General features: G+C 37.1%; 27 protein-coding genes and 1 pseudogene. 21 read left to right on the top strand and 7 right to left on the bottom strand.

Annotated elements, in window-relative coordinates; all coding sequences use genetic code 11:
• Positions 1–153: 153 nt before the first annotated feature.
• A complete protein-coding gene (locus AB3I42_RS05845; RefSeq protein WP_010720393.1) occupies positions 154–888 on the bottom strand; it encodes an MIP/aquaporin family protein in 735 nt (244 codons plus the stop codon).
• Positions 889–1,202: 314 nt separating this feature from the next.
• Here AB3I42_RS05845 and AB3I42_RS05850 point away from each other — a divergent pair, with 314 nt between their 5' ends.
• The 6 genes from AB3I42_RS05850 to AB3I42_RS05875 all read left to right on the top strand — a co-directional run bounded on the left by AB3I42_RS05850 (position 1,203) and on the right by AB3I42_RS05875 (position 5,583).
• Entirely contained in the window at positions 1,203–1,619 is a 417-nt protein-coding gene (locus tag AB3I42_RS05850; protein WP_010720392.1) for a CidA/LrgA family protein, read from the top strand.
• Positions 1,612–2,313: an LrgB family protein gene (locus tag AB3I42_RS05855; protein ID WP_010720391.1), complete on the top strand. Its 702-nt coding sequence runs from the start codon at positions 1,612–1,614 to the stop codon at positions 2,311–2,313. The genes AB3I42_RS05850 and AB3I42_RS05855 overlap by 8 nt, the downstream gene beginning before the upstream one ends.
• Positions 2,314–2,376: 63 nt before the next feature.
• Complete coding sequence (locus AB3I42_RS05860; protein WP_010736825.1) at positions 2,377–3,912, top strand: helix-turn-helix domain-containing protein; 1,536 nt, start codon at positions 2,377–2,379, stop codon at positions 3,910–3,912.
• Positions 3,902–4,123, top strand: coding sequence for a DUF2829 domain-containing protein (locus AB3I42_RS05865; protein WP_010720389.1), 222 nt, complete (start codon positions 3,902–3,904; stop codon positions 4,121–4,123). The genes AB3I42_RS05860 and AB3I42_RS05865 overlap by 11 nt, the downstream gene beginning before the upstream one ends.
• Entirely contained in the window at positions 4,120–4,881 is a 762-nt protein-coding gene (locus AB3I42_RS05870) for a 3-oxoacyl-ACP reductase (protein ID WP_181914256.1), read from the top strand. Before AB3I42_RS05865 ends, AB3I42_RS05870 begins: the two co-directional genes overlap by 4 nt.
• A 192-nt stretch (positions 4,882–5,073) precedes the next feature.
• Entirely contained in the window at positions 5,074–5,583 is a 510-nt protein-coding gene (locus AB3I42_RS05875; RefSeq protein ID WP_010720387.1) for a QueT transporter family protein, read from the top strand.
• A 327-nt stretch (positions 5,584–5,910) separates the two neighbouring features.
• Here the strand turns inward: AB3I42_RS05875 and AB3I42_RS05880 are convergent.
• The 3 genes and pseudogenes from AB3I42_RS05880 to rpsD form a co-directional block, all read right to left on the bottom strand.
• A pseudogene (locus AB3I42_RS05880) lies at positions 5,911–6,069 on the bottom strand (transposase); the annotation flags it as partial.
• Between the two features lie 240 nt (positions 6,070–6,309).
• Positions 6,310–6,858, bottom strand: a complete 549-nt coding sequence (locus AB3I42_RS05885; RefSeq protein WP_181914257.1) for a biotin transporter BioY — start codon at positions 6,856–6,858, stop codon at positions 6,310–6,312.
• 324 nt (positions 6,859–7,182) lie between these two features.
• Complete coding sequence (rpsD, locus tag AB3I42_RS05890) at positions 7,183–7,794, bottom strand: 30S ribosomal protein S4 (protein ID WP_010720384.1); 612 nt, start codon at positions 7,792–7,794, stop codon at positions 7,183–7,185.
• Between the two features lie 447 nt (positions 7,795–8,241).
• Here rpsD and AB3I42_RS05895 point away from each other — a divergent pair, with 447 nt between their 5' ends.
• The 7 genes from AB3I42_RS05895 to AB3I42_RS05925 all read left to right on the top strand — a co-directional run bounded on the left by AB3I42_RS05895 (position 8,242) and on the right by AB3I42_RS05925 (position 16,372).
• Entirely contained in the window at positions 8,242–8,877 is a 636-nt protein-coding gene (locus AB3I42_RS05895; RefSeq protein ID WP_010736829.1) for a DNA alkylation repair protein, read from the top strand.
• A 21-nt stretch (positions 8,878–8,898) separates the two neighbouring features.
• Positions 8,899–9,672 carry a Cof-type HAD-IIB family hydrolase gene (locus AB3I42_RS05900; protein WP_010720382.1) on the top strand — a complete coding sequence of 258 codons (774 nt, stop codon included), beginning with the start codon at positions 8,899–8,901 and terminating at the stop codon, positions 9,670–9,672.
• 167 nt (positions 9,673–9,839) lie between these two features.
• Positions 9,840–10,637, top strand: a complete 798-nt coding sequence (locus AB3I42_RS05905; RefSeq protein ID WP_010720381.1) for a TIGR00282 family metallophosphoesterase — start codon at positions 9,840–9,842, stop codon at positions 10,635–10,637.
• A 15-nt stretch (positions 10,638–10,652) separates the two neighbouring features.
• Positions 10,653–11,027 (top strand): YlbF family regulator, encoded by a 375-nt coding sequence (locus AB3I42_RS05910; protein ID WP_010736830.1) that lies wholly within the window; start codon positions 10,653–10,655, stop codon positions 11,025–11,027.
• The gene (gene mutS, locus AB3I42_RS05915) at positions 11,011–13,623 is read left to right on the top strand and encodes a DNA mismatch repair protein MutS (RefSeq protein WP_034866492.1); all 2,613 of its coding nucleotides are present in this window, start codon (positions 11,011–11,013) and stop codon (positions 13,621–13,623) included. The genes AB3I42_RS05910 and mutS overlap by 17 nt, the downstream gene beginning before the upstream one ends.
• 63 nt (positions 13,624–13,686) lie before the next feature.
• Positions 13,687–15,786, top strand: a complete 2,100-nt coding sequence (gene mutL, locus AB3I42_RS05920; protein WP_181914393.1) for a DNA mismatch repair endonuclease MutL — start codon at positions 13,687–13,689, stop codon at positions 15,784–15,786.
• Between the two features lie 28 nt (positions 15,787–15,814).
• Complete coding sequence (locus AB3I42_RS05925; protein ID WP_010736833.1) at positions 15,815–16,372, top strand: nucleoside triphosphate pyrophosphatase; 558 nt, start codon at positions 15,815–15,817, stop codon at positions 16,370–16,372.
• Positions 16,373–16,595: 223 nt separating this feature from the next.
• Here AB3I42_RS05925 and AB3I42_RS05930 read toward each other — a convergent pair whose 3' ends face one another.
• Positions 16,596–16,715, bottom strand: coding sequence for a putative holin-like toxin (locus tag AB3I42_RS05930; RefSeq protein ID WP_288323030.1), 120 nt, complete (start codon positions 16,713–16,715; stop codon positions 16,596–16,598).
• 464 nt (positions 16,716–17,179) lie between these two features.
• Complete coding sequence (gene treP / locus AB3I42_RS05935; protein WP_010736834.1) at positions 17,180–19,165, bottom strand: PTS system trehalose-specific EIIBC component; 1,986 nt, start codon at positions 19,163–19,165, stop codon at positions 17,180–17,182.
• 233 nt (positions 19,166–19,398) lie between these two features.
• Between treP and treR the strand changes: the two genes are divergently transcribed.
• The 8 genes from treR to AB3I42_RS05975 all read left to right on the top strand — a co-directional run bounded on the left by treR (position 19,399) and on the right by AB3I42_RS05975 (position 24,719).
• Positions 19,399–20,112: a trehalose operon repressor gene (gene treR / locus AB3I42_RS05940; protein ID WP_181914258.1), complete on the top strand. Its 714-nt coding sequence runs from the start codon at positions 19,399–19,401 to the stop codon at positions 20,110–20,112.
• A gap of 77 nt (positions 20,113–20,189) precedes the next feature.
• On the top strand, positions 20,190–20,633 hold the full coding sequence (gene msrB, locus AB3I42_RS05945) for a peptide-methionine (R)-S-oxide reductase MsrB (protein ID WP_034698687.1): 444 nt from the start codon (positions 20,190–20,192) through the stop codon (positions 20,631–20,633).
• A gap of 307 nt (positions 20,634–20,940) precedes the next feature.
• The gene (gene ruvA, locus AB3I42_RS05950; protein ID WP_010720373.1) at positions 20,941–21,543 is read left to right on the top strand and encodes a Holliday junction branch migration protein RuvA; all 603 of its coding nucleotides are present in this window, start codon (positions 20,941–20,943) and stop codon (positions 21,541–21,543) included.
• Positions 21,544–21,555: 12 nt separating this feature from the next.
• Positions 21,556–22,557, top strand: coding sequence for a Holliday junction branch migration DNA helicase RuvB (ruvB, locus tag AB3I42_RS05955; RefSeq protein WP_010736838.1), 1,002 nt, complete (start codon positions 21,556–21,558; stop codon positions 22,555–22,557).
• 92 nt (positions 22,558–22,649) lie between these two features.
• Positions 22,650–23,231, top strand: coding sequence for a TetR/AcrR family transcriptional regulator (locus AB3I42_RS05960; RefSeq protein ID WP_010736839.1), 582 nt, complete (start codon positions 22,650–22,652; stop codon positions 23,229–23,231).
• Between the two features lie 13 nt (positions 23,232–23,244).
• Positions 23,245–23,709 (top strand): low molecular weight protein-tyrosine-phosphatase, encoded by a 465-nt coding sequence (locus tag AB3I42_RS05965; RefSeq protein ID WP_010720370.1) that lies wholly within the window; start codon positions 23,245–23,247, stop codon positions 23,707–23,709.
• Positions 23,710–23,845: 136 nt separating this feature from the next.
• The gene (locus AB3I42_RS05970; RefSeq protein WP_010720369.1) at positions 23,846–24,220 is read left to right on the top strand and encodes a hypothetical protein; all 375 of its coding nucleotides are present in this window, start codon (positions 23,846–23,848) and stop codon (positions 24,218–24,220) included.
• A gap of 163 nt (positions 24,221–24,383) precedes the next feature.
• Positions 24,384–24,719: a hypothetical protein gene (locus AB3I42_RS05975; protein ID WP_010736840.1), complete on the top strand. Its 336-nt coding sequence runs from the start codon at positions 24,384–24,386 to the stop codon at positions 24,717–24,719.
• Between the two features lie 606 nt (positions 24,720–25,325).
• On the opposite strand, the gene brnQ is transcribed toward AB3I42_RS05975, so the two are convergent.
• Entirely contained in the window at positions 25,326–26,681 is a 1,356-nt protein-coding gene (brnQ, locus tag AB3I42_RS05980) for a branched-chain amino acid transport system II carrier protein (protein ID WP_181914260.1), read from the bottom strand.
• Positions 26,682–26,953 lie beyond the last annotated feature (272 nt).

Raw genomic sequence — 26,953 nt, forward strand, 5'->3', positions numbered from 1 at the left:
AGGAGTTCCTCCATTTATAAAATAAATAGTAAAGTCTGCAATTTATTTTGCGTTCTTTGCATAGTATGACATAGGTTAAAAGAGGACAGAAATCAAATTTTTCTCCAAATAAAAAAACTTGGAATCGAAGTGATTCCAAGTTTTTTTGATAAATTAAGCCATAAATAAGAATTTGTATAAGAAGACAGCAACGATACCAGCACAAATCGGTGCAACAACAGGTACCCATGCATAACCCCATTGTGATGAACCTTTATGTTTTAATGGTAACAATGCGTGGACTAAACGTGGTGCGAAGTCACGTGCTGGGTTCAAACCAGGTCCAGTAGGTCCGCCGAGAGAAGCAACTAACGTCCATACTAAGAAACCAAGAGCTAAGTGTGCTGTACCAAGATTGTCTTGGAAGAAAGGTGCTTTAGTAATTCCTAGTGCACCAAAGAATAAAACAAATGATCCAAAGAATTCATTAACAAAACCATTGAATTTAGAACCAACACTGTTGATTGTTGAGAAAGTACCTAATACATGGTTTACATCGTCTGTTTGATCATAATAAGGTTTGTAGCAAGCTACAACGATCAATTGTCCAATTGCGGCACCAATCAATTGAGCAGCAATATAAGGTAATACTTCAGCCCATGGGAATAAACCATTTGAGGCAAGAGCAATTGTGAACGCTGGGTTAATATGATTTCCACTGATACCACCAAAAATCATTGCTGGCATCATTACACCACAGCCATAACCTACAGCGATCAACATCCAGTCACTTCCATAACCTTTTGTTCCTTTTAAATCTACGTTTGCTACAGCACCATTCCCAAGAATGATTAATAAAGCTGTACCGATCATTTCCGCCACAAGACGGGTCATAAGTGAATAATCCATATATACCTCCAAAATTTATAAAAATGCAAAAAAAAAGAAACAACAACACAATAGGTGTAGTGCTTCGCATCCGACGTTTTTATTGGTCATAAATAAGTGCAGATAAAAAAATGATTTCTATGTATAAAAGAAATCTGACCAACTTCCAAAACAACGTATGGAACTTTCCCACAAAACACCAACCTTAATTATAAATATACCAAAAAAAAACGATTATATTTTTCAAATATTGTACTTTAGAAACAGCACAATTTGAAAATTTCAGAAAAATATTGTTAGTAAAATGAAAGCTAACAATAAGGAGTGTTTCATAGATGAAATTTTTTCAAGAATTTTTTATTATCCTCTTTTTCTCAGTTTTAGGTGAAGGAACTCGTGTATTGTTCCATTTACCAATTCCTGGAAGTATCCTAGGTATCTTATTTTTGTTCCTAGCTTTTGAGATGCGACTAGTAAAGCCTGAGCATTTAGGAGGAACAGGTGATTTTTTATTAAATAATTTAACGATTTTATTCGTCCCGGCAGGGGTAGGTTTACTTGACTATTTTGGTGATATTGCGACAATTTGGCCTATTTTATTAGGTGCGGTAGTGATCTGTTCGATCGTAACGATGGTCGTAGCAGGCAAAACGGCAGAAGTAGTAGAAAAAATGTTACAATCTGTTCAATTGAAACAAACAAGTAGCCAAAAGTTGCAGAAAATCAAAAGGAAGGAGCAACAAATTGACTGAATTTATTCGTAACCCATTATTTGGATTAAGCTTAACGTTAGGTGTCTACGTATTATCAGATAAATTTTTACGCAAGTATAAATTGCCAATTATCAATCCGTTGGTATTGTCTATTTTAGTGATCATTCTTTTTCTTCATTTTTCTGGAATCAGTTACCAGGATTATAATGTGGGTGGGAATTTTTTGACCATGATGATTACGCCAGCAACAGTTGCATTAGCTATTCCCTTATATAAAAATTTTCATTTGTTAAAAGAAAATTTTTTCCCAGTCATTGCGGCAATCTTAGCGGGGATCGTAGCTAATTGCTTAGTCAGTGTGGGTATTGGCTATTTATTTACATTAAAAAAAGCGATGGTCATTTCTCTGCTACCTAAATCAGTGACAACAGCGATATCTGTTGATCTTTCTCATACGATGGGAGGAATCAATGCGGTCACGCTTGCAATTGTTGTTTCTACTGGCATCTTTGGGTCGTTGATCGCTACTCATATCTTTCGTCTTTTTAAGATCAGCAGTCCGATTGCTAAGGGGGTTGCGTTAGGAAGTACCTCTCATGCGATTGGTACAGCAAAGGCAATCGAATTGGGTGAGATCGAAGGGATTATTTCAGGCTTAGCCATTGGCGTCAATGGCATGCTGACCGTCTTTTTATTACCATTATTATTTCAGTTTTTTACTAACCTGTTTTGATGTTGTTTCCCAGGATTTATGCTACAATGAAAAAAACGTTCTAGCATAAAGGAGTGGTAAAAGTTGTATTTGTCATCTGAATATTTAAAACGATTTGATAAAGACCTTTATTATAAAATTCTCCTGCTGGAAAGTTTCGAGGATCATCAGTGGCACACGATTGCAGAACTGGCACAAACAGTCCAATTAGATGCAAGAAGTGTCGCTAAGTACTTAAACGAATTAACAAAAAATTACCATCAGTTCAACGAGAGCTCTCAAACATTGTTTATGAAAACCCCTCGTTCTGGCTATTCCTTTTATGATACGCTTGATTCTATCGAACATGAGCGTTTTTTGATTTTTCTCGTGCAAAGTACGCTGAAATACCAGCTATTGCACGATATTTTTTTTGAAGAGTTTCATACGATCTATCAATTTGCTCAAAAACAATATATCAGCGAATCAACTGCGCGTCGAAAGATCAACGAGTGGAGAGAACAATTAAAAAATTACGGGATTTATTTACAACGTGGGACTTATGTGGTGCAAGGAGAAGAAGAAATCATCCGGCTTTACCTTCACATGACGTTTTGGCAGTTGTTTCGTGGGAAAATTTGGCCTTTTGTAACGATTTCACAATTAGATGTGAAAAAAATTGCTGAACAAATCATGGCTTTTTTCAATGTTCGCCTTAATGAGATCAAAAAAAGAAGACTAGAGTATATGTTAGGAGCTTTCTTCTTGCGTAAATCTCAGAAGCATTACGTATCGTTAAACGAACGAAAGCGACAACTGATTACTGATAATCCTATGTTTCAAAAATTTTGTCATTGGATGCAACCAGTGTTTCCTAACTATTTTCAAAATGAAGAAGAATTAGGTGCGTTATTTTTAGTTTTGATGACACGAGAAGAGTACTATACGGATGAAGACATCCGAGAAGAAATGTTTGCTTTCCATCGAAGGAGACAAACACCACCCTACCATGCACTTTATGAAGCAAAAGAAGCATTAGCTCTCTATCAAGTGGAACAAGGATTGTCAGAAGAACCCTTAACAAAAGAAGCTGAAACCTATCTTTTTAGTAGTCATTTATTTGCCTATCTTTTTCCAGAAGCTAAGGAAACCATTGATGGGAACGACAGTGACTTTATAAATCATTTGATGATCGAAAACAGTGAAATTATCCAGTGGCTCGATTTGTTTTTTGAGACCGAGCAAAAAGTGGATCAGCTAGCATTTCAAAATACGTCTTTTTTGATGGGGCGGTATTTAACGGTTTTAAAGACAATGGGTGCATTTACACCAAAGTTACCGCAGATCACGATTCTTTTGATGACAGATTTCCCTCTGTTTGAAGAGCAGTTGTTAATAGAAGACTTACATCGTTTTTTTCGAAATGTTTATTGTTTGAAATTTTTACCAACAGATTATCGGGGACGAGAAGTTGATTTATTACTTTCAACGAGCAAAGTGCATCGTAAACCATGGTCTGATTTAGAATATTTTATCGTGAATGGAGAGTTACAGTTAAACGATTATATCCAATTGTACCAAAAATTTGTGTTGATCCAAGACCGAAAAGACAAAGAAAGGAACGAAATAAATGACATTTGAAGAAATTTTACCAGCATTAAAAAAAGGGAATAAAGTGATTCGAAAAGGTTGGAGTGGTTTTGAATTGTATGTCGTTCTTGTTTCAGGAGAAGAATTTGACGGTTGTCCCGTTACCCCTTACTTTTTAATCAAAACAAGTGACGAAGGATTTTCCAGTTTTGCGCCTACAGTCTGTGACATTTTAGCTGAAGATTGGATCATTGTGGAATGAAAAATAGATACAGTGATCTAACAGAGAAAGTTGTTTTTGTCACTGGAGCAGCTTCAGGTATCGGACAGGCACAAGCTAAAGGCTTTTTAGAACAAGGTTCGCGGGTGTTTGGTTTTGATCAGCAATTAGGCCGAATGGACGATCTATCCCAGCAATTTTCTGAAACCTTTGCTTATTTTTTAGGTGATATCACGAATCATTCTTTGTTAAAAAAGGCGGTTGAACAGTGTCACGAAACGTTTGGAAAAGTTGCGATCTTGCTGAATACAGCAGGAATTTTAGATGAGTACCAGCCATTGTTGGAAACAGATGAAGCTTTATGGGATCGAGTGTTTGCTGTTAATGTCAAGAGTATGTTTCAGCTAACGCACTTAATCCTTCCAGACATGCTTGAGGAAGAAACAGGGACAATCATCAATATGGCATCAATTGCTGGCTTTGTCGGTGGTGGTGGCGGGATTGCCTATACCAGCGCAAAGCATGCGATCGTTGGTTTTACGAAACAATTAGCATTAGATTATGCTTCTCAAGGTATTCGTATCAAAGGGATTGCGCCAGGAGCAATTCAAACACCTATGAATGCAGCTGATTTTGCAGGAAATGGTGAGATGGCGGAATGGGTAGCGAATGAAACGCCTGTTAAACGGTGGGCACAACCAGAGGAAGTTGCTGAACTAACGTTGTTTTTGGCAACCCCTCAAGCAAGCTATATCCAAGGGACGATCATTCCAATCGACGGTGGTTGGTTATTAAAATGATTTTGTCTTTTTTATTGTTTTCAGATAAGCTATGATTAGCGAATTTATTCGCACTACGGCACTTCAGTTGGAAGTCAATTCCCATCCTTTGGTCGTAGTTATTACCAAGAGTTGAGAGAGACGAGATCTTTTGTGGCATTTTTGACCACAAGGATGATCGATTGTATCCCGATCTTGTAAAGGAGAAAGAATATGGATCAAAAGAAAATTCGTTCTACTAATCGTTTTACCACAGCAGAAATTGCTCGAATGGCACTTGTAACAGGCTTATATGTGGCAGTTACATTCGTGTTGTCAGTTATCAGTTTTGGTGCCATTCAAATACGTCTTTCCGAAATGTTCAATTATTTGTCGCTCTATAATAAAAAGTATATTTTGGCTATCACGCTAGGTGTTGCTTTAGCCAATCTTTCCTCTCCATTGGGATGGATTGATGTAGTAGTTGGTAGTATCAGCACCTTACTTGTCTTATTGATTAACTATGAGATAACGAAACGAGTAAGAAACATGAAAATAAAAATGGTGATTACAGCTTTGGTCTTTGCATTTTCTATGTTTACAGTTGCTGGACAATTGAAGCTATTCTATCAATTACCCTTTTTCTTCACTTGGGGAACTGTTGCTTTGGGTGAGCTAGCTTCCATGCTAGTGGGAGGAGTCATCATTTATTGGGTCGGACAAAAAGTAGATCTAAAAAAATAAACGACGATTTAGCTAAGTCTAAAAATAGAAGATAAAAAGCTTACGATTGAAAGCTTTTAGATTGAAGGGACTGGGACAAAAGTTGTCTCAGTCTCTTCTAGTATCTCTAAAAAACGAATAAACGGTGAGACAAAAGTAGCATCTTCGGAAATAAGCCGAAATTTACCAAAAATTTGAGAAGCAATTTTCGGAAATTCCTTCTTATTTCTTGATGCTGAACACTTTTGTCTCAACCTCTTTTTTATATGTCTATTTTCAAAAACAAAAGAAAAATTTGTCTTCTTTTCTTTAGAAAAATACTCTTTTTTCGCTTGATATTTTTTGATTTAGCTTTTTCATATTTAGACAAGCAAAAGTAAGCCCGATTTTCATGTGCATTTTTACAATTCCTATTTGATTGGTATAACGTAACCCATGAAATTCTTTTGTGGTGCTGAATATTCGTTCAATCGTTTCTTCTCTTTTTTTATAGAGATCTTTAAACTTACTTTGTTTTGAAAGCATCAGGTACAGCTCCAATTTATCGTTCTGTTTTAACGTATAAAAAAGACAAAGCACTATAAATAAGTACTTTGTCTATAGTCTGAAAGCTTACGATTGTAAGCTTTTTTTATTTATTATCAATTCAAGGAATTTAGGTAATGCCACAATCAGTTTGAATCAGTGACGATTTTATTTTAAAAAATTTTTCGTAAAGGAATACAACGTAGTAGTTGTTTTGTCTAGTTATTTATCCATACTAAACAACTGAAGTCGAGACATACGTTTTTTTAGAAACAGACCTACCGAAGCGGCAGCAATCGATTTGATTGCTTCAGGGATTATAAAAGGAAGAAATCCACTTAAAAATGCAGTGTGAAGAGAAAGACTGCTACTGATCATTAACCAAAGCATGCCACAGCATAATGCGGCTGCTGAACCAACTAAGTTTGCGGATATTGTCAGAGGATAGCGAGAACCGACTTTCTCCATGATAAATCCAATTAGCCAAGACTGGAGGATAAAACCAACTAGATAGCCACCGGTAGGACCGAATAATACACCAATTCCTCCAGACATCCCCGAGAAAACAGGTAACCCAATAAGACCTAATAAAAGATAGATCAAGACGGAGACAGTTCCTGTTCTCTTACCAAGGAAAGTAGCAGTTAAACCAATGGCAAAAGTCTGTCCAGTCAAAGGAATTAGACCTAGAGGGAAAGTGAATTGTGAAAGAACGGCAATGATCGCTGCAAATTCTGCAGCAAGAATGAGTTCTTTGAGTGATTTTGTCATAAGTTCTCCTTTGTTAACCATTTTTATTTTCTAAGTTAACGAAATTGTATAAGAAAAATTATTTTTTGTAAAGTATATTTTTTAAATAAACGAAGTATTCCTTCAAAATATTAGTCTATCTTCCTTTGAGGATAGGTTATATGTTCAGTTAAATATTGTTTCATTTTGAACTTTTTGGCAAGTCTCAACATATGATTCTAGGAGAGTTACACGGGCGAATCAAATTCAAATAAAGAAGAGAGCTAGAAAAGAGAGAGGGAAATCTACATAAAAAAAGCCCAACTATCGAATAGATAGTGGGCTTGTAAGCCAAAGCTTTGAAAATTATAGGCTTTGGTTGTAGTATTCAACGACAAGAGCTTCGTCGATTTCTGGATATAGTTCGTCACGTTCTGGTAAACGAGTTAATGAACCTTCCAATTTTTCAGCATCGAAGCTTACGAATGCTGGACGACCAACAGTTGCTTCAACAGCTTCTTTGATTGTTGTCATGTTTTGTGATTTTTCACGAACTGAGATCACTTGACCAACTTCAACGTGGTATGAAGGGATATCAACGCGTTTGCCATCAACCATCACATGACCATGGTTAACTAATTGGCGAGCTTGACGACGAGTAGTTGCAAGACCTAGACGATAAACAACATTGTCTAAACGTTGTTCTAGTAAGATCATGAAGTTAACCCCGTGTTTACCTTCTTTGATTTTGCTAGCTTTAACGAACAAGTTACGGAATTGACGTTCGTTCATTCCGTACATGTGACGTAGTTTTTGTTTTTCAGTTAATTGCATACCGTATTCTGATTGTTTGCCACGGCTGTTTGGTCCATGTTGACCTGGAGCGTAAGGGCGACGTGCTAATTCTTTTCCTGTGCCTGATAATGAAATACCTAGACGACGAGAAATTTTCCATGATGGTCCTGTATAACGAGACATTAAAATTTCCTCCAATAAAATAAATTTAGTTTTTGGAGTAAAATAATCCGATAAAAAATTCATAATCGTGTAGTCCATTCTTCAATCTTCACCTTTGCAGCCGCGGTTACGCAATTGAACCCGAATCGGGGCAATGAACTAGGGACGAAATTATTATTTTTCCGCTGCATTATTTTACACAAAGTCCAGTATAAGGGAAACAAGGTGAAACTGTCAAGTACGTTTCTCTTTAAAAACGCTTTACAAACCTTGTTTCACTCTATAAAATAAGAGGGTATCTTTTAAAAGCATGAAAAATAAACGTACCAATCTTAAAAAGAAATAAATGAAGGATCATGCTTGTGTAAGCACAGCCTATTTTCAACCTACAGAGCCACTAAAAGGTAGTGACAGTGATTTTTCAGCTGTCACCTAAGATACGGGCTTGATTTTTCAAGGAGGACTGTCTTGGAACTTTTAGTTTTTCAAAAAAATGAAGAAAAAGCACATCCAATGGAAATGTATATGAGAAATCAGTTCTCATTTGCAGGTGTGCCCAAACCAGAACGTTGGAAATTGCAACAAACACTTTTGCGTGAAAGCAAAGTGCTTGATGTTCCAGACCTTTTTTTCCTTGTTTTCTATTATTATGAAAAAAAAGAACGGGAGTATCAGTACCTGGCGATTGATTTGATTCAACAAAACATCAAACGTTTATCATTGGATGAGTTGGTCGAATTGTCTGTATTGGTACCGGAAAAAGCATGGTGGGATACGATTGATGCTTGGCGGAAAGTTTATGCTACATGGTGTAAACTTCATATGGAACAATTAGAGACGGTTTCTCTTTTGTTTGAAAAAAAAGAAGATTTTTGGCTTCGGCGAATAGCAATTACGTTACAGTTAGGATTTAAAGAAGCTACCAATCAGCTGTTGTTGGATCGAGTGATTACTGAAGATCGCTCCTCAAAGGAATTTTTTATTCAAAAGGCGATTGGGTGGGCATTGCGCGATTACAGCAAGACAAATGTTTCTTGGGTAAAAGAACAATTGACAAAAGAATGGTCTGCTTTGACAAGAAGAGAAGCAAGCAAGTATTTATAAGAAAGTGAGTCGACTAAAAAAATGAAACGTAAATTATTTGCTTTTGATATTGATGGGACGCTACTGGACACAAATAAACAAGCATTAGACAGCACAAGAGAAGCCTTGGATAAGTTACGTAAAGCAGGACATTTGGTAACGATTGCTACTGGGCGTAGTCGTTTCCATGCGCAAGAGGTTATCCGAGATCTAGCATTTACAAATTATATCTTATGTAATGGCGCTGCTGGATTTTTAGATCATGAACAAGTTTATAAAAATTTGCTTGACCGTGAACAATTAGACAATTTTGTCAAAGAAGCACAAGATAAAAATATCGATACTGCTTTTGTGAGTCTAGATAATATCAAACGTTATTCTTCCAATCATGTGGGAATGATGGAAGAGGCAATGCATTCTTTTGGCGCTGTTTTACCTGAACTTGATCAGTACTTTGTGGAAGAACAAGATATCTATCAAGCTTTAGCATTTTTTGATCAGAATTACGATCATCATTTTTCTAGTTACGATAAGATTCGATTTGTTCGTTGGCATGAAAAAAGTGTGGATGTTGTTCCACATGACGGTTCAAAAGCAGCCACGATTTTACACCTAGCAGAACAAGTCGGAATTGCGCAAGAAGATATCATTAGTTTCGGTGATGGCCAAAATGACCGAGAGATGCTGCGTATGTCAGGCATTGGTGTTGCAATGGGAAATGCAGTTCCAGAGGTACAAGCAGAAGCGAAGTTGGTTACTGATACAAATGATGAAGATGGAATTTGGAAAGCATTGAAGCAACTTTCCATGATTTAAATAAACAAGTATAATCTAGGATAGTAAAAAGAACTAGTTGGAGACTGACTTCAGCTAGTTTTTTAGTAGTTTCAGATGAGGGTTACGCAGAGGATTTTTCTGCCCTTTTCTTTCTACAAAAAAACAACTATAATATAGAATGATGTTAAAAGAGAAGAGGAAAACGTGTGCGGGTTTTATTTATTGGTGATGTAGTAGGTTCAATGGGAAGAGATATGATTACAACCTATCTTCCTCGTTTAAAAAAGAAATATCAACCACAGGTCACAATTGTAAATGGAGAAAATGCAGCTTCTGGAAGAGGAATAACTGAAAAAATTTATAAAAAGTTTTTACAAGACGGTGTAGATGTTGTCACGATGGGCAATCATACTTGGGACAACCGAGATATTTTTGAATTTATCGATCAAGCAAAAAAAATCGTTCGTCCAGCAAACTTTCCTGAAGGAACGCCAGGTCAAGGAATGGTATTCGTGAAAGTCAATCAAGTAGAACTAGCTGTAATCAACATGCAAGCACGTTCTTTTATGGTCGACTTAGATGATCCATTCCGCAAGATGGATCGCTTGATCGCCGAAGCAAAAAAAAGAACGCCAATCATTTTCGTTGATTTTCATGGAGAAACGACAAGTGAGAAACAAGCCATGGGATGGTTCTTAGATGGAAAAGTCTCAGCGGTCATTGGGACCCATACGCATGTACAAACCAATGATGCTCGGATTCTACCGCAGGGAACTGCCTATTTAACTGATGTAGGTATGACAGGTCCTTATGACGGAATTTTAGGTATGCGCCGAGAACCAGTTATCGAAAAATTTTTAACAGCTTTGCCGAAACGTTTTGAAGTCGTTGAACGAGGACGAGGTATTTTGAGTGGCTGTTTACTGGAATTTGATGATGCAACTGGTAAAGCGAAAACCATCCAATTAATCCAGATCAACGAGGACCGTCCATTTTTAGAATAGAAAGTGAGACATCTTTTGCATAAAGAGCCGAATATTCAACGAGAAGCGGATAAATTAGCTCAACTTTTAAGTGAACATGAAACGATCATCCGCTACCACGAACTAGAGCGAAAAGTACAAACTAGTTCCTATTTAGAAAAGTTAACGGAAGATATCAAATCTGCACAAAAAGAAGCAGCAAACTATGCTTATTATGGAAAAAGAATAGCAGAAAAAGAAGCGAATGGTCGGGTTGAACAATTGACGAAACAATTTGATCAACATCCGATCGTAGTAGCTTATCGGAAACAATTGCTTGAAGCAAATGATTTATTGCATCATTTGACGAAAATGCTGCAAGATGAAATCAATAATTGGATAGAGGAGGAAGACAATGCCTCAAAAAACTAAGAATACTCCAATGATGGAACAATATTTAAGCATCAAGGCCCAATACCAAGATGCTTTTTTGTTCTATCGTTTAGGTGATTTTTATGAATTATTTTATGAAGATGCCATCAATGCGTCTCAAATTTTAGAGTTAACATTAACCAGCAGGAATCGTAATGCAGACGAACCAATTCCAATGTGTGGGGTACCCCATCATGCAGCACAAGGCTATATTGATATTTTAATTGAAAAAGGCTATAAAGTGGCTATTTGTGAACAAGTAGAAGATCCTAAGACCACCAAAGGGATGGTTAAACGTGAAGTGATTCAATTAGTAACACCTGGAACAGTCATGGATAGTAAGGGACTATCTGCTAAAGACAATAATTTTTTGACAGCAATTGTTAGCCAAGGCAACGAATTTGGATTTGCCTATGCTGATTTAAGCACAGGGGAGTTAAAAACTGCTCATTTGTTTGATGAAGAAGCTGTACTGAACGAAACGACGGCTTTGCAAACAAAAGAACTTGTTTTAGGAAATGAAATTAGTGAAAAACTTGCTGAGCAATTAAAGAATCGATTAGGATTAGTTTTCTCAAAACAAGAAACAAGTGAAGAAAATGCAGAGTTTAATTTCTTAACCAGTGAGCTATCCGATCCACTTGAAAAAGAAGTGACCGGAAAATTACTTACTTATTTAGCAGTGACACAAAAAAGAAGTCTTGCGCATATCCAAAAAGCGATCGAGTATCAACCGGATCACTATTTGAAAATGGATTACTATTCTAAGTTTAACCTCGAACTAAGCCAGTCCATACGTACAGGAAAAAAACACGGCACGCTTTTATGGTTGCTAGATGAAACGAAAACAGCTATGGGCGGGCGTTTACTGAAACAATGGCTTGACCGTCCGCTGATTCAACTCAATCAAATCAAGTCACGGCAAGAAATGGTAGCTTCTCTTTTGAATAGCTATTTTGAACGACTTGATCTACAAAGTGCATTGACGAAGGTTTATGATTTAGAACGCCTAGCAGGAAGAGTGGCTTTTGGAAATGTCAATGGGCGTGACTTGATTCAATTAAAGACTTCTTTAGAACAAGTACCGCTGATTCGTCAACTGATCGAAGGGATCGATCAAGGTCAGTGGACTGACTTATTGAAGGAAATGCAACCGATGGATGACCTGGTTCATTTGATTGATCAAGCAATTCAAGAAGACCCGCCCCTACAAATTACTGAGGGGAATATCATTAAAGATGGTTTTAATGATCAGTTAGATACGTACCGTTCTGCGATGACTAATGGGAAGCAGTGGCTAGCAGAGTTAGAAGCAAGAGAACGTCAGCAGACTGGGATCAAAAATTTAAAAGTTGGCTTTAATCGTGTATTTGGTTATTATATCGAAATCACTAAAGCGAATCTGGCAAATGTTGAACTGGAAAAATACGAACGTAAACAAACATTGGCCAATGCAGAGCGCTTTATCACACCAGAATTAAAAGAGTTAGAGACGCAAATTTTAGAAGCAGAAGAAAAGTCTGTTGATTTGGAATATCAGCTGTTTTTAGCAGTGAGAGAAGAAGTCAAAAAAGCGATCAAACCATTACAAATTTTAGCAAAATCAATCAGTACAGCCGATGTTCTGCAAAGTTTTGCTACGATCAGTGAGCGATACCAATATGTTCGTCCTGAGATGGTCTCGGATCGACACCAATTACTAATCCAAGAAGGTCGGCACCCAGTAGTTGAAAAAGTATTAGGACATCAAGAATATATTCCCAATAGTGTGGATATGGCTGAAGACGAAATGATCTTATTGATAACTGGACCGAATATGTCAGGGAAAAGTACGTATATGCGTCAGTTAGCATTAACTGTTTTAATGGCTCAAATGGGGTGCTTCGTCCCTGCGCAAAAAGCGATCTTACCAATTTTTGATCGGATTTTTACTCGGATTGGTGCAAGTGATGACTTGATTGCTGGACAAAGTACGTTCATGGTGGAAATGATGGAAGCTAATCAAGCGTTGCGGCATGCGACACCAAACAGCTTAATTCTTTTTGATGAATTAGGTAGAGGAACTGCGACTTATGATGGAATGGCATTAGCTCAAGCGATCATTGAATATATCCATCAACATGTACAAGCAAAAACGCTCTTTTCTACACATTACCATGAGTTAACAGTTCTAGAGGAAGAATTACCTCAATTAAAAAATGTACATGTAGGAGCTGTTGAAAAAGACGGCGAAGTAGTATTTTTGCATAAGATGATGGATGGCCCAGCTGATAAAAGCTATGGGATCCATGTAGCGAAAATTGCAGGGCTACCTTCTAATTTATTAGCAAGAGCTGCAGATATTTTGCATACATTAGAATCAGGAGAAGTGAGCCATCATTCCGTGGCTGTTACAAGTGAGCCGCTTGAAGCAATAGCACAACCAGTAACTGATACTGCATCGATAGAACAAGAAGAAACGCAACAACTGTCCTTGTTCAGTGAATTAAGCGATGCCGAAACAGCAGTTATTTCTACATTGAAACAAATGAATCTGTTAGAAATGACACCAATGGATGCATTGAATCAACTCTATGAATTGAAAAAACAGCTGTAAATCAACGATAAATAAGAAGAGTAAGCTCACTATAAATACTATATAGGAAGAAGGCGTAGAATGATGGCGAAAATCCAAGAATTATCAGAACGCTTAGCCAATCAAATCGCAGCCGGTGAAGTTGTCGAACGTCCAGCCTCGGTAGTCAAAGAACTTGTGGAAAATGCCATAGATGCAGGAAGTAGTCAAATCGATATTTTAGTTGAAGAAGCAGGATTAAAAACGATCCAAGTGATTGATAATGGAGAAGGTATTTTGACAGAAGATGTTGAGAACGCCTTTAAACGTCATGCAACAAGTAAAATCCACAATCGTGACGACCTTTTCCGAATTCGTACGCTTGGGTTTCGAGGAGAAGCATTGCCTAGTATTGCTTCTGTTTCAGAGATGACGGTAGAAACAGCCAATCAAGAAGAAACGCAAGGAACCTATTTAGAGCTTAAGGGAGGTGCGGTAATGGAACACCGCCCAGCTCCTTTAAGGCAAGGAACGAAAATCACAGTCAGCAATCTTTTCTTTAATACACCAGCACGCTTAAAATATGTCAAAACGTTGCATACTGAATTAGCGAATATCGGTGATATTGTGAATCGCTTAGCCTTAAGTCACCCGGCAATTGCTTTTCGATTAGTCCATGATGGGAATAAGATGTTAGCAACTTCAGGAAATGGCGAATTGAAACAAACGATTGCCGGAATCTATGGGTTGAATACAGCAAAGAAAATGTTGAAGATTGAAGCGAAAGATTTAGATTTTGAAATCTTCGGTTATATTTCTTTACCTGAAGTGACTCGTGCTAGTCGTAATTATCTTTCAACCATCATTAATGGACGTTTTATTAAAAATTTTTCCTTGAATAAAGCAATTGTAGCCAGCTATGGTTCAAAACTAATGGTAGGGCGATTCCCAATCGCTGTACTGGAAATCAAAATGGATCCATTGTTAGTGGATGTGAACGTCCATCCAACAAAGCAAGAAGTTCGTTTATCGAAGGAACAGGAATTAACTGAGCTAATTACTCAAGCGATTCAAAAAGCATTGGTACAGGAGAACTTAATTCCCAGTGCAGCTGACAACTTGCGATTCAAGAAAAAGGTTGCTGATCAACCAAAAGCGAAACAAATCGAAATTGATTTATCTTACGCTTTTGAAGAAGCGAAACCTAAGAAACCGCAAAGCTTGAATTTTGATCAAACAACCGGAACATTTTTTGTAGCGGAAGAAAAAAGCGAGTTTGTGCATGAATCTGTTGATAAGTCTGTGGATAATGTTGAAAACTCTCCTGTATTTTCTGAAGAAACTACTAGTTATCCAGAAAGCAAAAGAAAAACAGTGGATAACTCTGGTGATATTGTTGATAACTATGTAGAAAAACCAGTGGATAAGAGTGAAAATGAGTTATCCACTGTTGAAAACTTTTCCAACGAGCATGAAACTACAGCTGAAGAAGAAACTTCTTCAGAAACAGTTTATCGTGAGGATTTAGCGCTACATCCAGAGTTTGATTTAAGTCAAAATGGGCGCTCATTAGATCAAGCGATTCAGAAATTAGAAAATGAGCAGGTAACACAACGCTTTCCACAATTAGAATATTTTGGACAAATGCATGGAACGTACTTGTTTGCTCAAAGTCAGGATGGCTTATACATTATTGATCAACATGCAGCGCAAGAACGAATCAAGTATGAATATTTTCGAGAAAAAATTGGCGAAGTTTCTAACGATCTACAAGAACTACTTGTGCCGTTTGTATTAGATTATCCCAATAGTGATGCTTTGAAACTGAAAGAGAAAAAACAATTGCTTGAAGAAGCAGGTATTTATCTAGAAGAATTCGGTCAAAATAGTTTTATCGTCAGAGCACATCCTACTTGGTATCCATCTGGAGAGGAAGAAGCGATTATTCGAGAAATGATCGATATGTTATTAACAACGGGTAGTGTTAGCGTGAAGAAATTTAGAGAAGCCACAGCAATCATGATGAGCTGTAAACGTTCAATCAAGGCAAATCATTATTTGAATGAAGCTCAGGCGAGGGTTTTATTGAAGGACTTAGCCCAATGTGAAAATCCTTTTAATTGTCCTCATGGACGCCCTGTGTTGATCCATTTTACTAATTCAGATATGGAAAGAATGTTTAAACGCATCCAAGATCCACATTAATGAGTCTCATGAAAAGGAGAAGAAACAGATGAAAATTGTGTTAGCTTCGCAGTCCCCTAGAAGAAAAGAATTATTAGGGCGACTGGTTAGTGCATTTGATGTTCATCCGGCTGATATCGATGAAACACCTTTTGTTCAAGAAAAACCTAAAAATTATGTTGAGCGAATGGCAACTGAAAAGGCAAAAGTAGTCAAACATCAATACGATAATGATGTATTGGTGATTGCAAGTGACACGACAGTTGTTTTCAATGATGAGATCATCGGTAAACCAGCGGATGAACAAGAGGCAAAAGCTATCCTTCAAAAACTTAGTGGGAAAACGCATGAAGTATATACAGCCGTGGTGCTGACGAAAGGTGACCAAGAAGAAAAAATCTTAGCACAAGCTAAGGTGACCTTTTATCCTTTGACAACTAAGGATATCGAAGCCTATTTAGCAACCGGTGATTATATGGATAAAGCAGGTGCGTATGGTATTCAAAGTTTTGCAGGTGCATTTGTTAAAGAGATCCAAGGCGACTATTACAGTATTGTTGGATTTCCAATCGGTGCAGTTTACCAAGGTTTAAAAAAATTTATGTAGCTGCAGTTGACGGAAATCAGAAATTGAGATAGGAACGTTCAAGTTTGTGTCCACTACTTTCAGTCATATTTAGAATTGCAAAGTGTATGAGTGATTGGTATAATCAAGACGAAAGAGGAGTTGCGCTAACAACTCCTCTAGACAGCACCGCGAAAGACGGTGGCGGTTGAATTTAAATATTCGACAAAGAATAAGAATAGCCAGTCTCCCGCTAAAGTGACGGCTATTCTTTGTCGTTTTTAAGCATAGTGACGATCAAACTGACTAAAGCGATGGTGAACGTACCAAAGCCAAGTATGGTTTGAACGATCTCATATGCGGACAAAAAGTGAACTCCTTTCATAGATTTTAGTACTTATTCCCATAAGCACCACCACCTTTGTGAGAAGTTGCCACCGTCGATCCACTTTACTGTCGAATTTATTGTAGCATATTATCGCCACGAGAAACGTGTTTTTTAAAACATAAAAGTGTTATTTTTAGTTAAGGTTTTTAAGAGGAATTCTATCTTTGCGAAAGTTGTAAATACCTGAAGTAATTGGTATAATGAAAATGAAAGAGGGGTTGCGCTAACAACTCCCCTGGACAGCACCGCGAAAGACGGTGACCGTTTAATCAGATATTTCAAAGAGAAATAGCCAGACTTCGGTTAAAGTGACGGCTATTTCTTTTTGTCGTTTTTAAGCATAGTGACGATCAAACTGACTAAAGTGTTGATGAAAGTACCAACGCTTAAAGAGTGAAAAATAACCTGAAAAAATTCACTAAAAGAATTTTTTCAGGTTATTTTTCATATAGTAGTATTTTTTATTTTAGTTGCGCTTTTCCAATTTTTTCGCTATGACGAACGAGACCTGTTTGATCTAATGTTAAGGCAGCAACTTTTTCATTATTTGTTAATACAACTAAGATGTCCGTTTTCTTCCCAGCCTGCTCAATTGCTGTGAGGTCCATGTCGGCTAGTTGTGTTTTTGGCGTAACTGAATCGCCTTCTTTTACATGGATCGTAAAAGGCAGCCCATTCAATTCGACAGTATCTAGACCCATATGAACGAGAACTTCCAGACCTTCATTAGTTAAAAGACCAATCGCATGTTGTGTATCAAAAATATTTGTTACTTTACCAGCGACTGGAGCATAAACTTTTTCGTTGGAAGGTAGTACAGCATAACCTTCACCCATCATTTTTTGAGCAAAAACAGGATCTGCTACTTCGGTGATTTCCTTGATTTGTCCATCTGCTACAGCGAATAACTCTTCTGTCGGAGTAGAAACTGCTGTTGCATTGGCAGCTTCAAATTTTTGTGGTGAAACGTTGTTTCCATCAGCTGTTTGTAGTTGTAAGCCAGTTGTGTCTTCTACGGGTACAGCAGGATCGATTTTATTTAAGATCCCTTGACGTCTGAAGATTACGGTTAAACCAAATGGAACAATAACTGCAATGATCATAGAAATGATGAACGGAACCCAAGTTTCTGCTTGGATGGCTAGAATACCAGGTAGTCCACCAACACCAATTGCATTAGCACGTACATTCATCAAGTTGGCAAACATTCCAGCTAAACCTGAACCAACCATTGCGGCAACAAATGGGTAAACATATTTTAGATTAATCCCAAACATTGCAGGTTCAGTTACCCCTAGATAACAAGAAATCATTGCTGGAATCGAGATTTGTTCTTCTTTTTTATTTCCGCGATGTAAGAAGATGATCGCAAGAACTGCTGAACCTTGTGCGATATTTGATAAAGCAATCATTGGCCAAAGATTCGTAGAGCCGAAATCGGCAATCAATTGCATATCAATTGCATTCGTCATATGGTGTAAGCCGGTGATTACTAAAGGTGCATATAAGAAACCAAAGACGGCACTAAATAACCAACTGATTGAAGAAGTCAAGCCAGTATTAACAATATTTGAGATCCAACTACCGATTGTCCAACCCACAGGCCCTAAGATGACATGGGCAGCTAAGACTGTTGGGAGTAGAGAGAACAATGGAACAAATATCATAGAAATCGACTGTGGAATATATTTACGGAAGAAAATTTCAAGATAAGCTAACATAAATCCAGCAAGCATCGCTGGAATGACTTGTGCCTGATAACCAATCATATCAACTTGAGCAAAACCAAAATCCCAAAATGGAATATCAGCCGCAGCTGTTGATGCGACACTATAGGCATTTAATAATTGCGGTGAAACTAACGTAATCCCTAAAACAATTCCTAATATTTGTGTAGTGCCCATTTTTTTCGCGATACTCCAAGTGATACCAACTGGTAAGAAATGGAAAATTGCTTCGCCAGGTAGCCATAAAAAGCCGTTTACGCCGTTCCAAAATTGAGAGTGTTCAACAATTGTTCCACCAAGACTTTCAAATTGGATTCCTTCTAATACGTTCCGGAAACCTAAAATCAGTCCCCCTACGATAATGGCTGGAATCAATGGTGTAAAAATTTCTGCCAAAACAGCGATTGCTCGTTGGACAGGGTGGAGATTTTGTTTAGCAGCAACTTTACTTTGCTCCTTGGATACGCCTTCAACACCTGATACAGCAACGAAGTCGTTGTAAAAGGTTGAAACATCGTTACCAATAATGACTTGGAATTGCCCAGCATTGGTAAACATCCCTTTCACACTAGGAATATCTTCGATTGCTTCTTCATTGGCTTTTTTTGGATCATTTAAGACAAAGCGCATCCGAGTGGCACAATGACTAACTGCAGCAATATTTTCCTTTCCACCAATTTCCTTTAACAGTTTCTCAGCATCTGCTTGGTACTTTGCCATAGGAATAAACCCCTTTCTTTTTAAACTTGTATACACAAGTTATCTTATCCATACTATACTTGTTTCTTCCTACTATTGCAAGCGTTTTACAAGCGAAAAATGAAAAAATGTAATCGTTACACTTGGCTTAGTGTAGGGATATGTGAAAAGAGGGGGCGATTGAAATAACAAAAAAGCTGTAGTATAGTTTATATGCGAATAAAAGAAATTGAATATTAAGTGGAGGAAATGTAATGAATAAATTTAATGAAATTTTTTTAGATTTAGAGCAAAAAATTTTGGATCAACAATATCCTCCGCATACTTTGCTCCCTAGTGAAAATCAGCTGATTCAAATTTATGGTGTTTCACGAGAAACAATTCGAAAAGCGCTTAACTTGTTAACGACTGAAGGTTATATCCAAAAGAAACAAGGAAAGGGTTCGATTGTTTTAGACCGCAATCGATTTGATTTTCCAATTGCAGGATTAACAAGCTACAAAGAATTACAGGAAACACAACGAATCCCAAGTGAAACCATCGTTCAATTAATCGAAGAAACAGAAGTGGACCAATCATTGAGTGAAATAACAGGCTGGAAGAAAAAAACGCCGGTTTGGCATTTGATTCGTCAAAGGAAAATCAATGGAGAAGTGGTCATATTAGATCGTGATTATTTATTAAAAAATGTGGTACCAACTTTAACAGCAACACAAGCTGCTGGCTCGATCTACGAATACTTTGAAAATAAATTGCAACTAACGATTGCTTACGCCCAGAAAGAAATTACCGTTGAAGAAGTAACTCCTGAAATCGAAGAGATGATGGATCTACATGGAGATCGCTATGTCGTGGTAGTAAGAGGACTGGTTCACCTCGAAGATACAAGGTGTTTCGAGTATACAGAATCAATTCACCGTTTAGATAAATTTCGTTTCGTCGAGTTTGCTAGACGTCGTAAAGTCTAAGCAATTATTACTATGAGCAGAATGTTTGCTTCTGATACTTTTGTCGTTATGATTAAAAGAAAAAGGAGGCGTTTTTAGTGGGCGATTTCAAGAAAAATGAGCGTGATTTAAAAGAGGAATTATCTCCAATTTCATATGCTGTGACGCAAGAAAACGCAACAGAAAGACCATTTAGTGGGAAATATGATGATTTCTATGAAAAAGGGATCTATGTCGATATTGTCAGTGGGGAGCCATTGTTTAGCTCAGCCGAAAAATACGATGCGGGATGTGGCTGGCCGGCGTTCAGTAAACCAATCACTAGAAAAGATATTAAAGAAAAGGCCGACTTTTCTCATGGTATGCACCGAGTGGAAGTGCGAAGCAGTCAAGCAGATTCTCATTTAGGGCATGTATTCAATGATGGTCCTGCTGAAAAAGGCGGACTACGTTATTGCATCAATTCTGCGGCTTTAAAGTTTATTCCATATGAAGAAATGGAAGAACAAGGATATGGAGAATATCTATCACAAGTTGAATAAGGAAGAGCTTTATTTTTGGGTAAAAAATCTTGAGACAATTTTTGATTGTTTCAAGGTTTTTTCTTATTTATCTTTATTGAAGCGTTGTTTCCTGAATATTGATCCTTTGTTTTGAGGAAAGTGCTGAAACTCTGATCGTTCAAATTAAAATCTCTTGCAAAAAATGTTTATCCTAAAAACCTTGATAAACTTACGTTAAAAAGGAGAAGCGTAGCTCGATCTTCTGTTCTCTTTTTTCAAAAGAAAAAGTATGCTACAATGGAAGAAAATATGCGAACATACGTGTGTGAAAGAAAGAGGATAACAGATGTATGAATATCTTACAGGTGTAGTAACCTTTATCAATCCTTATTATTTAGTAATCGAAACAAATGGGATCGGTTATCAAATTGCATTAGGCAATCCCTATCGTTATAGTAGTAAGCTAAACAAAGAAATCAAACTTTACGTCCATCAGGTCATTCGAGAAGATGCACATCTTCTGTACGGATTTGATTCTTTAGAAGAAAAGCAATTATTTTTAAGGTTAGTTAGTGTTTCAGGAATTGGACCAAAAAGTGCCTTAGCGATTATGGCTAGTGATGATCATTCAGGATTGATTCAAGCGGTTGAAACAGGGGATGTGACTTATCTGACCAAATTCCCTGGTGTGGGTAAAAAAACAGCTCAACAAATGATTTTAGATTTAAAAGGAAAATTTGGCGAATTAAGTATCGATACGCCCTTCAATTTATTTGATGAAAGTACAGCACAAGATGCGACGGCATTATCAGAAGCAATGGAAGCTTTATCAGCACTTGGATATAGTGATAAAGAGGTCAAGCGGGTCGAGAAACAACTAAAAGAAGTAGAAAATCTCACAACAGATGAATACTTACGCCAAGCTTTAAAATTAATGATGAAAAAATAAGGAGGGAAAATGATGACCGATGAACAGTTATTATCCCCTGAAACGGGCGAGAATGAATTAAGTTTAGAGAAGACCCTCCGCCCACGGTTACTTTCCCAATATATTGGTCAAAAGAAAGTGAAACAGGAACTCAAAATATATATTGAAGCTGCCCGTCACAGGGAAGAGCCGTTGGATCACGTTTTGTTATATGGTCCGCCGGGATTAGGGAAAACGACAATGGCAATGGTGATTGCGAATGAAATGGCAGTCAATATACGAACAACTAGTGGTCCCGCAATCGAGCGACCAGGAGATCTGGTTGCTATTTTAAATGAGTTAGAAGCTGGCGATGTTTTATTTATTGACGAAATTCATCGATTACCTCGTGTAGCAGAAGAGATGCTTTATTCTGCCATGGAAGATTTTTACGTTGATATAATGGTTGGACAAGGACCAACTGCTCATCCTGTTCATTTTCCTTTACCACCTTTTACATTAATTGGCGCAACAACTCGTGCAGGTATGCTTTCAGCGCCACTTCGTGATCGATTTGGGATCATTTCTCATATGGAATATTATGAAGAAGCTGATTTAAGAGAAATCGTGATTCGTTCTGCTGATATTTTTCAAACAGAGATCATTGAAGAAGGTGCACTGGAAATTGCTAGACGTTCAAGAGGAACACCACGGATCGCTAACCGCTTATTAAAAAGGGTACGTGATTTTGCACAAGTACAGGGAGATGGCAAGATCAATCAAACCATTGCCAATCAAGCATTAACGTTGTTACAAGTCGATCAGGCAGGTTTGGATTATGTCGATCAGAAACTATTACGTACGATGATTGAATTATATGGTGGCGGACCGGTTGGATTGAGTACGTTATCTGTCAATATTGGTGAAGAAAGAGAAACTGTTGAAGATATGTATGAACCTTTTTTGATCCAAAAAGGTTTCTTGAAACGGACACCTCGTGGAAGGATCGCCACACCATATGCCTATGAACATTTTGGATATGATTATCAAGTATAAAAAAGGATACTTGAATCGACTGTCCATATAAATACTTTTTCAAGAAAATCGTAGAACTAGAAGTCTTTGTAAAGAAGATAGGAGATGATGAGATGGGCGATACACCGCATACTAAGCAATTGATTAAAAACGTATTGATTGATTTATGTCAAAAGCAGTCTTTTCAAAAGATCAGTGTACAGAAAATCGCCCATGAGGCAGGCATCAATCGCCAAACATTTTACTACCATTTTACAGATAAATACGATTTGTTGCGATGGGTGTATTACGAAGATTGTTTATGCTATTTAGATCCTCATTCTCTTTCTTTAGACAACTGGGAAGAGCAAGCATTAAAAATGTTGAAGGCAATTGCTACACAAAAAGAATTTTATGCGAACACTGTTACCTCTGACCAAGAAATACTACAAAAAGAGTTTACTGCTGTTATCCAGCAATCATTTATTAAGATTTTTGATCAAATGGATGAAGAAAAGCAGTTATCAAAAGCGGACAAATTGTTTTATGCTCGTTTTTTTTCTTATGGATGTAGTGGGGTTCTAATCAATTGGATTACACATGATTACGAAGAGACGCCTCTAGAAATCGCCGTCCAATTGTTCCGCTTAGCCAAAGATACAGAATTATATTCCTATCGGTTGTATGCAAAAGAAGAGCTGGAAACAAATGATTAGAAGGAGAGCAAACATGACGAAAGTTTTATTTGTATGTCTAGGAAATATTTGCCGTTCACCAATGGCAGAAGGTTTGTTGAAGAAAATGGTAGCTGAAGACGGACAATCTGATCGATTTTTGATTGATTCTGCAGCGACAAGCACTTATGAAGTGGGGCGTTCACCTCATAAAGGAACAAAGAAAATTTTAGAAAATGAGAACGTGGATACGAGTCAAATGATTGCACGCCAAATCACAGAAGAAGATTTTCAACGATTTGATTGGATCATTGGCATGGATCAATCTAACGTAGAGGATTTACAACGGATGGCACCGACCGACGCACAACATAAGATCCATTTATTTTTAAGTCGGGTTCCTGGAAAAGAAACACAAAATGTTCCTGATCCATACTATACCGATAACTTTGACGAAACTTACCAATTATTGACTGAAGGGCTCAAGTATTGGATGCAAGAATGGAAAAAAGATAAATAAAATAACGATATATTTATATAGGTAACGCTTTCTTTTTGTTGCTCAGTATAGATAATATTCTTGTTATTTCGTTAAATCTTAGGTAGAATATAGTTAATTAAGTAACACTTTCTTAGCTAAAGGAGGAGTGCATTCAATGAACGAAGAAACAGTATCACCAATGAAGAAATTGACCAAGTTAGTCACGCATACGTCGTATCAGCTTTTTGATTCTTTTGTAAATGACACTGAAAAAATAGCAGAGAATGTACGTTTGCAAGGAAAGTTTGTTTTAGAGCTGCAAAAAGCAGCTACTCAACATAGTTTAGTGATTTTACAAGTAAGAGCCAATCGAAAAAGTAATAAGTACGAAACGATTTCAGGCTGGGTAGCTACAAAAAATGTTGAAAAAGAAGTAGTCATGATTCGCCTACAAAACAAGGAACAACAAATACGAATGGTTCCAATTGATCAAATCGAAAAAATCACCAGTCTTTCTCCAGCAGGAGATCAAGAGCGGTTATCTAAATAGAAGCAAAAACAGCGATGGAATAGATTCTTCATTTTCCGTCGCTTTTTGCTTTTTGTCATATGATGTTGGCGACGAAGAGAAAACTTAAAATCAATATTAGAGCAGTACATAATTAAGTCATGAGGATAGATGGATTTTATCAATCAATAGAGAGGTGTTATGGATGCCAAAGAATCGTTTGATTAATTATATGACCAAAAATTGGAAGATAGCCGGATGGAATATATTTGATTCTTTATTCCTTTCTGCAGCTGCAATCGTTGTTTCTTTAAATATAGTGTTCGTCCTATTTCCAGATTTGGATAACTATTATACAAACGCATTAAATTTATTTTTGATTGGTCTGATGATGGTGTTTGTTGGCTTGGGAGAATCAGTAAAATCTAAAGTTGGAAAACGAATCGATGTCTTAGTTGGCAGTGTTTGGGTAATTTATTTCTGCCTCTATTACTTTACAGGTTTTCATAATCCTACTTGGATGAATTGGCAGTTTTTTTGATACAATAAAACGAAAACCAAGAATGATACTTTGAAAAATTGGTAAGACTACCAGGGATGACAAAAGCTGGCTAGTTGGTTATAGATAAACTAAAACACAAAATGGTTGAGACAAAACTATTTTTCAGGTTTGTCTCAGCCATTTCTAGTTCAATAAAAAAGTCCTGCTAGCCGGGGAGCTAGCAGGATAAGGAGTTAAAAATGAAAAAGTGTTGTTAGGGTTGTTTGTTGGTATGCTTATATATTACTCAGGAGTTGTGAATTTTTTGTGACGAAAGTTTTTGGAAGTTGGTAATTTTTTTAGGAAAATATATTTCTGCTAGCCATTTGACTAAATAATTAAATACATCCAATGGATTCATTCAAAAAGTAATTTTGTCAGTTATCTGTTGATTCTAATGACTTAGTAAAAAATTCAGAGCCGAAAATAGAAGTAAAATACACAGGTTCCTTCTTGTATATATAAATAGAGCATATTTGAAGCACTTTTCCACTGTTAGATGCAATCTAATAATGGAAAGTTACTTCAAATATGCTCTGTTCATTTCACAGAAGTGATGATAGCACACCGTTCCTTCTTTTAGAAGAATGATCGTTCTAGATGCCGTTACTCTACAACAGGTGTTTCTTTTTTAACCATACTCCAAATCAAGCCAATTACTAAACCAATCAATGCTGGGACGATCCAACCCATTCCTAATTTAAAGAATGGCAGATAATTCGTTGCGAAGTCTAACAACGTTTTGACAAAGCTGGTTTGCTTGATTCCGTCTGGGCAAGCATTTAAACCGTCTAAAATTGAAGCAATTAGTGTAAAATAAGTGGTCATGCGGTAAACAGCAGGACGTTGTTTAAACAATGGACCCACAAGAACGAGTAAGATCAAGGTCATTGCTAAAGGATAAATAAACATCAAGACAGGTAATGAAATTTGGATGATATTTGTCAATCCCACAGTAGCGACCAAACAAGCAAGTGCACTAGCTAGTGTCACAAATACAATGTAATTTCTTTTAGGAAACAGATCGGTAAAGGTTTCTGCGAAAGCAGTGATTAGTCCAATCCCTGTTTTTAAGCAAGCAAGGATCACAATAAGAGCGAGCAAGATGCTGCCATAAGTTCCTAAATAATGATCTGCGATTTGCGCTAAGGCGATCCCGCCATTTGAACTTAAAGCAAACCCACCGAGACTCATTGTTCCCACATAAGCAAGTAATGTGTAGATGATTCCCATCAAAACGATACTGATTGCACCAGATTTGATCGTATCCTTAGCAATCTCAGAAGGCTTTGTTACACCCATATTGCGAATCGTAGTAACAATAAGGATACCAAATGCTAAGGCAGCAAGTGCATCTAATGTATTGTATCCTTGAGTAAAACCAGTAAAGAAAGCATGTTCTTGATAACTAGGTTGGACAGTAGCATGATCGATTGCACCCAATGGATGAATAAAAGCAAGTACCAACAAGATTCCTAGTAAAATCAAAAAGGCAGGATTAAGGAATTTTCCTACATAATCAAGGATTTTAGTAGGCCGTCTGGATAACCACCAAGCAGTGAAGAAAAATAAAATACTAAAAATAACTAAAAATACATGTTGTTGCTTGGCTTGGATAAATGGAGCTAAACCAATTTCAAAAGAGGTAGTTGCTAATCTTGGTAAGGCGAAAAACGGTCCGATGACGAGGTAAAGCAAAACAGTAAAAACCAAAGCATATTTTTTGCCGATCCGTTCTGCTAATTCATAAACCCCTGATGTTTTTGAAACACCGATGGCAATTACACCTAAAAAAGGTAGTCCGATCCCAGTTACTAAGAAGCCAAGATTGGCCCAGAAAACGGCAGAGCCAGATTCTTGTCCCATGTGAACGGGAAAAATCAAATTACCAGCACCAAAAAATAAACCGAATAACATTGAACCGATAAACATACTTTCTTTGAACGTCAATTTTTTTTTCATAGATTTCTCCTTTACTTATTTATACTTTTTTTAAAGTAACAAAAATAACGTAGTTTAGCAATGTTTTTCTAATCAAATAATGAGTATAAAGTATTGATCTTGAGTTGAAATAATCATTATATCCTGAGTGGTTCTGTGAGAGAGTAATTGAAGGGGAGATGTTCTATAAGTAATTGACCAAAAAATCTGGAGGCTGAGCCAAAACTTGCCTCAGTCGCTTCTAGAAGCTCTAAAACCGAATAAATGGTGAGACAAAAGTGGCATCTTCGGAA

Origin of the sequence: Enterococcus sp. C53 (genome assembly GCF_040887425.1) — a bacterium.
Classification (GTDB): domain Bacteria; phylum Bacillota; class Bacilli; order Lactobacillales; family Enterococcaceae; genus Enterococcus_B; species Enterococcus_B hirae.

What these genes read in the sequence shown, in the direction of transcription:
- AB3I42_RS05845 (WP_010720393.1), bottom strand. Translation starts at nt 888, where the DNA reads ATGGATTATTCACTTATGACCCGTCTTGTGGCGGAAATGATCGGTACA.
- AB3I42_RS05850 (WP_010720392.1), top strand. Translation starts at nt 1,203, where the DNA reads ATGAAATTTTTTCAAGAATTTTTTATTATCCTCTTTTTCTCAGTTTTA.
- AB3I42_RS05865 (WP_010720389.1), top strand. Translation starts at nt 3,902, where the DNA reads ATGACATTTGAAGAAATTTTACCAGCATTAAAAAAAGGGAATAAAGTG.
- AB3I42_RS05870 (WP_181914256.1), top strand. Translation starts at nt 4,120, where the DNA reads ATGAAAAATAGATACAGTGATCTAACAGAGAAAGTTGTTTTTGTCACT.
- AB3I42_RS05875 (WP_010720387.1), top strand. Translation starts at nt 5,074, where the DNA reads ATGGATCAAAAGAAAATTCGTTCTACTAATCGTTTTACCACAGCAGAA.
- AB3I42_RS05885 (WP_181914257.1), bottom strand. Translation starts at nt 6,858, where the DNA reads ATGACAAAATCACTCAAAGAACTCATTCTTGCTGCAGAATTTGCAGCG.
- rpsD (WP_010720384.1), bottom strand. Translation starts at nt 7,794, where the DNA reads ATGTCTCGTTATACAGGACCATCATGGAAAATTTCTCGTCGTCTAGGT.
- AB3I42_RS05900 (WP_010720382.1), top strand. Translation starts at nt 8,899, where the DNA reads ATGAAACGTAAATTATTTGCTTTTGATATTGATGGGACGCTACTGGAC.
- mutS (WP_034866492.1), top strand. Translation starts at nt 11,011, where the DNA reads ATGCCTCAAAAAACTAAGAATACTCCAATGATGGAACAATATTTAAGC.
- mutL (WP_181914393.1), top strand. Translation starts at nt 13,687, where the DNA reads ATGGCGAAAATCCAAGAATTATCAGAACGCTTAGCCAATCAAATCGCA.
- AB3I42_RS05925 (WP_010736833.1), top strand. Translation starts at nt 15,815, where the DNA reads ATGAAAATTGTGTTAGCTTCGCAGTCCCCTAGAAGAAAAGAATTATTA.
- AB3I42_RS05930 (WP_288323030.1), bottom strand. Translation starts at nt 16,715, where the DNA reads ATGAAAGGAGTTCACTTTTTGTCCGCATATGAGATCGTTCAAACCATA.
- treP (WP_010736834.1), bottom strand. Translation starts at nt 19,165, where the DNA reads ATGGCAAAGTACCAAGCAGATGCTGAGAAACTGTTAAAGGAAATTGGT.
- treR (WP_181914258.1), top strand. Translation starts at nt 19,399, where the DNA reads ATGAATAAATTTAATGAAATTTTTTTAGATTTAGAGCAAAAAATTTTG.
- ruvA (WP_010720373.1), top strand. Translation starts at nt 20,941, where the DNA reads ATGTATGAATATCTTACAGGTGTAGTAACCTTTATCAATCCTTATTAT.
- ruvB (WP_010736838.1), top strand. Translation starts at nt 21,556, where the DNA reads ATGACCGATGAACAGTTATTATCCCCTGAAACGGGCGAGAATGAATTA.
- AB3I42_RS05960 (WP_010736839.1), top strand. Translation starts at nt 22,650, where the DNA reads ATGGGCGATACACCGCATACTAAGCAATTGATTAAAAACGTATTGATT.
- AB3I42_RS05965 (WP_010720370.1), top strand. Translation starts at nt 23,245, where the DNA reads ATGACGAAAGTTTTATTTGTATGTCTAGGAAATATTTGCCGTTCACCA.
- AB3I42_RS05970 (WP_010720369.1), top strand. Translation starts at nt 23,846, where the DNA reads ATGAACGAAGAAACAGTATCACCAATGAAGAAATTGACCAAGTTAGTC.
- AB3I42_RS05975 (WP_010736840.1), top strand. Translation starts at nt 24,384, where the DNA reads ATGCCAAAGAATCGTTTGATTAATTATATGACCAAAAATTGGAAGATA.
- brnQ (WP_181914260.1), bottom strand. Translation starts at nt 26,681, where the DNA reads ATGAAAAAAAAATTGACGTTCAAAGAAAGTATGTTTATCGGTTCAATG.